The organism is Microcystis sp. M53603_WE2 (genome assembly GCF_030065435.1).
In genome coordinates this window covers 1-5157 of record NZ_JASJFF010001041.1, presented here as the reverse complement: position 1 = coordinate 5157, position 5157 = coordinate 1, and the positions used below count along the sequence as shown (strand labels likewise).

The window sequence follows — 5157 nt, the reverse complement described above, 5'->3', positions numbered from 1 at the left end:
TCTAGTTTAGATTCGGCCAGGAGGTTCTCTATTTCGACTCTATGGCGATCATATTCCGCCTTGGATTCGGCAACCAGGCGATCATATTCCGCCTTGGATTGGGCAGCCCGGCGATCATATTCCTCAGCCCGGCGATCATATTCCGCCTTGGATTGGGCAGCCCGGCGATCATATTCCTCGGCGGAAGCGCGGAATAGCTGGTAAATATCCTCAAGAGTTACTGGTTCACTCATAGACTTGCCTCTAAAACACCCCTGATCATTTTAGCGATTCCGTCGAGAAGCCGGACGAAAGCGAGAGAGCAAAACGGAAAGGAATATTAAGAATTGTGTAAAAGACTTGACAAATGTGCGGGGGGGGTAAGGTTTAGTTGGAATTTTTGATTTTGTTCCAAAACTTACATAATCCTTACAACAATTTTACGTGAAACTACCCATTATCGGCATCCTATCAGGAGTTGCCCTTGCGACTCTAGGCATCTCTGGCGTTGCAGAAGCGGCAATCCTTCTCCCTTCCCTTCCACCAGGGTCTGAGTATCGCTTGGTATTTGTTACCAGTGGAACCAGAGATGCGACTTCGAGCGATATCGCGGATTACAATACTTTCGTTCAGAATGCGGCGCGTGGCTCTTCTGTTCTCAATACGGCGTTGACTGCGGCGGGATTTAACCCATTATCGATTAGCTGGACGGCGATCGCTTCGACGAGCGCTGTGAATGCACGAGTCAATACTCAGACTCAAGCAACGGATACCTCGCGCCCGATCTATCGTTTGGATGGGGCGCTGGTTGCCACGTCTTACACGGACTTGTGGGATGGCTTTATCGGATATCCCATTAATGTCACGGAATCCGGTACATCAATTGCTGGGACTCCCGGGACTGCTGTCTGGACTGGGACTCTTCAGGACGGGACGAGCCCTGGTTCTCAATTAGGTTCCCTAGGGGCGGTGTCTGTCCGTGGATTCGTAGGCTTCGTTCTCGGTACTAATGTACTGGTCGTGGATTTTCGGTGGGTCAATACCGGTGCCGAGCCGTCCAATAATTTCCTCCCGGTGTACGGTATCTCTTCGGTGCTGGCGGTTCCCACCGCTCCCCCCGCAGCCACCCCGGAACCCTCTAGCCTTCTCGGTTTTATCACCTTGGGCGGATTAATGCTAGGGGGTACCGTCCGCAAAGCGCGGAAGTAATACCTACAAGGGAGAGGAGGCGAGGGTTTCCTCTCTCGAAGCGGAGGTTTTCGATACTTTATTTGGTATCATCAAGTAAGAGAAGCTTGATTTATGTTGGTACAGAAATGATGAATCAAAAAATTACTGCTATTTTCAATGGAGAAGCTTTTTATCCTACTGAAACCTTTAATCTTAAGCCGAATACTAAAGTAAAATTGACAATAGAAACTCAATTAATTGATGAAGAGCAATTGCAAATAATGGCAGATGATGTGGATATTTTAGGAGAAATAGCTACCATTAATCAGGAGTTTATGTTCTCTGAAATGGACGGTTTGTAGAAAATGACTATCGCAAGAGGTGAAATTTATTTCGTTAATCTTAACCCGATTCAAGGAAAAGAGCAAGCAGGAACTAGACCAGTTTTAGTATTATCTATTGATGTGATCAATCAGTTACCCTTAGTGGTGATGGTAGTGGTGGGGACGAAAGGAGAAAATATTCGCCAAGATTATCCGACTAATGTTCGCGTTTCGACTGATGAAAGTGGGCTTCCTTTAGAAATAGTCTTTCTTGGGTTTCAAATTCGTTCAATTGATAAAAATCGCTTCCCCTCGGCACCAGTTGGGAAACTATCCGAAGAAAAAATGCAAGAAATTGAAACGGCAGTCCGATATTGCCTAGGATTGTAAGGAGATTTTATATTTTTGGTACGGCGTTTATCCATAGCTCCTGCAAGGGTGGTATTTCATTGATGCCAATTCTAGCAGATAGCCTCGAGGCGCTCTGACCAAGGTAGTCCTGGCAGCGATAACCACAGCGCGCAACTTCCGCAAGAATGCTAATATAAAAAAGCTATTGGCTAATTTTTTCCTATTTTAACTCGCAATATGCTCCCGTCTAATCTCGATCGCATCGTCGAACGCCTCAAACGTCGTACCGATCCTAAGCAAAAATACGAACAATTACTAGCTTTTGCTAAAAAACTAGAACCAATACCAGAATCTGCCAAAATACCCGCTAATAAAGTTCATGGCTGTGTATCCCAAGTTTATATCACTGCCGACCTCGAAAATGGCCAGGTTTGGTACAAAGGGGATTCCGACGCGCAATTAGTCAAGGGTTTAGTTGCTTTGTTAATCGAGGGTTTAAATGGACTGACTCCCACAGAAATCCTGCAAGTCACCCCGGATTTTATCGAAGAAACCGGTTTAAAAGTCAGTCTTACCCCTTCCCGCGCCAACGGATTTTATAATATTTTCCAATTAATGCAGAAAAAAGCTCTCGGTTTTCAGTTGGGAATGTCCGCTTAGATGTCTAGTTTTCTGGTTCCGGTTCCTTTGATTCGGGAATCTCGCAGTTTTGGAAACGAGTATCCACCAGCGAACGCGTGCAGCCCCAATTACTCGGTATTCCCGACGGCCAACCCATCCGCAAAGCTTCCGGACAGATGGCCATCACCGTTAACTGACAGTCAATTAACTGAAAACCCTCTTTCTCACACTGTTTGAGACTGTGTTTGAGAATGGAATCATTGTTAAATTCGATGGTTTTATTGCACTGAATACAGACCAAATGATGATGGTGGTGGGGATAGGGTTGATTGAGTTCGTAGTGTTTATGACCCTCGGCCAATTCCAACTCCCGCAAAATTCCCATCCGCGACATCAGTTTAACACTGCGGTAAATTGTCGATAAACTAATTCCTTCCCCCCTTTTGTCCAGCAATTCCTGCAATTCTTCGGCGCTGAGATGATTGCCTTTCGGTAAATTCTGGAAAACGTGCAGAATTTTCTCTCGCTGGGGAGTTAAGCGCCACCCCCGCGCGTTGAGTTCCGCTTTCAGGGAGGAAGCAGTGTAGGCAGACATAAGCGATCGACTCTCAATAAAAGCTATTTAATTGACAATGATAGTCGTTTCGGCGAGCCATTGGCAACAATTTTCAGTAGTTGAAAATTCCCCCCGCATTCGAGTATGAAAAATTACTATGAAATCCTGCAAATTCCCCGTAATGCCAGTAATAATCAGATAAAAGCCGCTTTTCGTCGTCTGGCCCGGCAATATCACCCCGATTATAATCCCAATGATCCAGAGGCAGTGACAAAATTTCGGGAAATTGAACAAGCTTATCGGGTTTTGAGCGATAAAAGTCAAAGAAAAGAGTATGATCGCAGTTTATCCCCAGAAATACCCACTTTTAACCCCAGTGCCGAGGATTTTTATCAACAGGGATGGCACTACGCTCAAGAGAAAAATTATCAACTAGCGATCGCATTTTACCAGCAAGCGATCACAATTAATCCGCAATTTTGGCAGGCCTATCTGCAACGGGCGGAAGTTTACTACCATAATCAGCAGGATCGGCAAGTTTTAAGCGATTGTCGGCAAGTTTTGCAGTTAAAACCCGATTGTTCCCAAGCTTACTATTACCTCGGTTTATCGCGTCAACGACTCGGTTACACCCAATCCTCCCTAGAAGCTTATAGAAAAGCAATCGCCATTGACCCAGATAACCCCCAATTCTATTATCAAAGAGGATTGGCTCTAGAGGAACTCTCGGAACTGCCGGCAGCACGAAAGGATTTCCAAATAGCGGCCAAGAAATTCAAGCAACAGGGAAATTTTCGCCGCTATCATGCCATTGCAAATAAATTAAGAGACCCTCATAAAAGTTATCGACAACGGCAATCGATCAAGTGGTCAAAAACTCTTTTTATTGTTTTTAATTTGCTGAAAATCTCTTGCTCATCTTTGCTCAAACCCAAGACCGGTCTAGCAGAGGCTTTTTTAAAGCTTAACCGTAATCAGGCTTTGGCTACGGGTGTATTGGCAGCAATCATCAGCAGTTTTTTCATCGCTTTTACTTGGCAAAACTGGACAGTTAAATCTGATTTTTTGCTGTTATTAGGCTGGGCAGTATTTCCTTTTATTATTCTGACTTTATCTAGTTGGTTAGGCAGAAAATTAAGTAATAAATATGGTAGTCTCACCGGCGATATATTTTTAGGTGGCTTGATAATTTTGCCCTTTTCCCTCGTCATTTTGCTCACTTCCTATTTATCCATAAATGGCGATATTGTCGGCGCAATTATCGGTGTAACCGGCGGTTATCTAACCGGAATGCTCTACTATGGTTATCGCCATTTATCCAACATTCCTTGGCCGATCTCTTTACTTTTACTCCCTTTTGTGCTAGGGTTTCTTACTGTCAACATCTGGGGAGTTTATTATTATCTCTAAATCTTCCGGGGTATTACAGTTAAATAAAATCTCGGAATTATCGATGATTAATTCCTCCACCACGGAGACATTTAACCATTTTTGAAAAGAAGTTCCCCCTTGCTGAATATAAGTCTGCAAAGATTCTAAACAACGACGATGATAGAAACCACAGAGAGGCTCCCAACGAGAGCCGCGGCGGGGAACCAAAGCGATGGCATTTTCTGGTACAGTGGCTAATAATCTTGACCATTCTTGCATAATTGGAGGCGTTAGTAAAGGTAAATCGCAAGCGAGCAATAAAACCCAATCGGTTGATACAAAAGTTAATGCCAAGGCAAAGGCCAATAAAGGCCCCCTAGTGGGAAGCGGTTCCTTAATTATCCGGCAGTATTGGGGAATGATCAGTTCATAACGTTCTGGCCAAGGCGTAATCACAGACACTTGCACCGCACAATCTTGGGCAATTAAACAAGTATTCTCTAGAAAAGAGAGACCCTGAAAAGATAACAATGCTTTATCTCGTCCCATACGGGAACTTTGACCACCAGCCAGAATTAACGCCGTTAAAGCCGGAAAATCACCCATAATAACTTATATTCTCCTCTGCCTAAGTAGGGTTTGCGGCAAAAAGTTTGTTGGTGGAGTCAGGAGTCAGTTATCAGTTATCAGTTATCAGTTATCAGTTCACTGAGAAAACTCCCCACACCCCACACCCCACACCCCACACCCCACACCCTACACCCCACACCCCACACCCCACACCCT

Annotated in this window: 7 protein-coding genes and 1 pseudogene; 5 read left to right on the top strand and 3 right to left on the bottom strand. The window is 44.6% G+C overall.

What is annotated here, in order from left to right; translation table 11 throughout:
* A pseudogene (locus PX481_RS21950) lies at positions 1-233 on the bottom strand (DUF3782 domain-containing protein); the annotation flags it as partial.
* Positions 234-807: 574 nt separating this feature from the next.
* Between PX481_RS21950 and PX481_RS29865 the strand changes: the two are divergent.
* The 4 genes from PX481_RS29865 (at position 808) to PX481_RS21930 (ending at position 2483) form a co-directional block, all read left to right on the top strand.
* Complete coding sequence (locus tag PX481_RS29865) at positions 808-1188, top strand: PEP-CTERM sorting domain-containing protein (protein ID WP_353852215.1); 381 nt, start codon at positions 808-810, stop codon at positions 1186-1188.
* A gap of 107 nt (positions 1189-1295) precedes the next feature.
* Entirely contained in the window at positions 1296-1511 is a 216-nt protein-coding gene (locus tag PX481_RS21940) for a hypothetical protein (protein ID WP_043999250.1), read from the top strand.
* Positions 1512-1514: 3 nt separating this feature from the next.
* A complete protein-coding gene (locus tag PX481_RS21935) occupies positions 1515-1862 on the top strand; it encodes a type II toxin-antitoxin system PemK/MazF family toxin (protein ID WP_002761227.1) in 348 nt (115 codons plus the stop codon).
* 198 nt (positions 1863-2060) lie between these two features.
* Positions 2061-2483, top strand: a complete 423-nt coding sequence (locus PX481_RS21930) for a SufE family protein (protein WP_046663438.1) — start codon at positions 2061-2063, stop codon at positions 2481-2483.
* A 4-nt stretch (positions 2484-2487) separates the two neighbouring features.
* On the opposite strand, the gene PX481_RS21925 is transcribed toward PX481_RS21930, so the two are convergent.
* Positions 2488-3039, bottom strand: coding sequence for a ferric uptake regulation protein (locus tag PX481_RS21925; RefSeq protein WP_002737956.1), 552 nt, complete (start codon positions 3037-3039; stop codon positions 2488-2490).
* A gap of 105 nt (positions 3040-3144) precedes the next feature.
* Between PX481_RS21925 and PX481_RS21920 the strand changes: the two genes are divergently transcribed.
* Positions 3145-4410 (top strand): DnaJ domain-containing protein, encoded by a 1266-nt coding sequence (locus PX481_RS21920; protein WP_002761231.1) that lies wholly within the window; start codon positions 3145-3147, stop codon positions 4408-4410.
* Here the strand turns inward: PX481_RS21920 and PX481_RS21915 are convergent.
* Positions 4363-4977 (bottom strand): molybdenum cofactor guanylyltransferase, encoded by a 615-nt coding sequence (locus PX481_RS21915; protein WP_288024686.1) that lies wholly within the window; start codon positions 4975-4977, stop codon positions 4363-4365. The genes PX481_RS21920 and PX481_RS21915 overlap by 48 nt on opposite strands.
* Positions 4978-5157 lie beyond the last annotated feature (180 nt).

Coding starts and splice junctions, on each gene's coding strand:
- PX481_RS21940 (WP_043999250.1), top strand. CDS start 1,296: ATGATGAATCAAAAAATTACTGCTATTTTCAATGGAGAAGCTTTTTAT.
- PX481_RS21930 (WP_046663438.1), top strand. CDS start 2,061: ATGCTCCCGTCTAATCTCGATCGCATCGTCGAACGCCTCAAACGTCGT.
- PX481_RS21915 (WP_288024686.1), bottom strand. CDS start 4,977: ATGGGTGATTTTCCGGCTTTAACGGCGTTAATTCTGGCTGGTGGTCAA.
- PX481_RS21920 (WP_002761231.1), top strand. CDS start 3,145: ATGAAAAATTACTATGAAATCCTGCAAATTCCCCGTAATGCCAGTAAT.
- PX481_RS21935 (WP_002761227.1), top strand. CDS start 1,515: ATGACTATCGCAAGAGGTGAAATTTATTTCGTTAATCTTAACCCGATT.
- PX481_RS21925 (WP_002737956.1), bottom strand. CDS start 3,039: ATGTCTGCCTACACTGCTTCCTCCCTGAAAGCGGAACTCAACGCGCGG.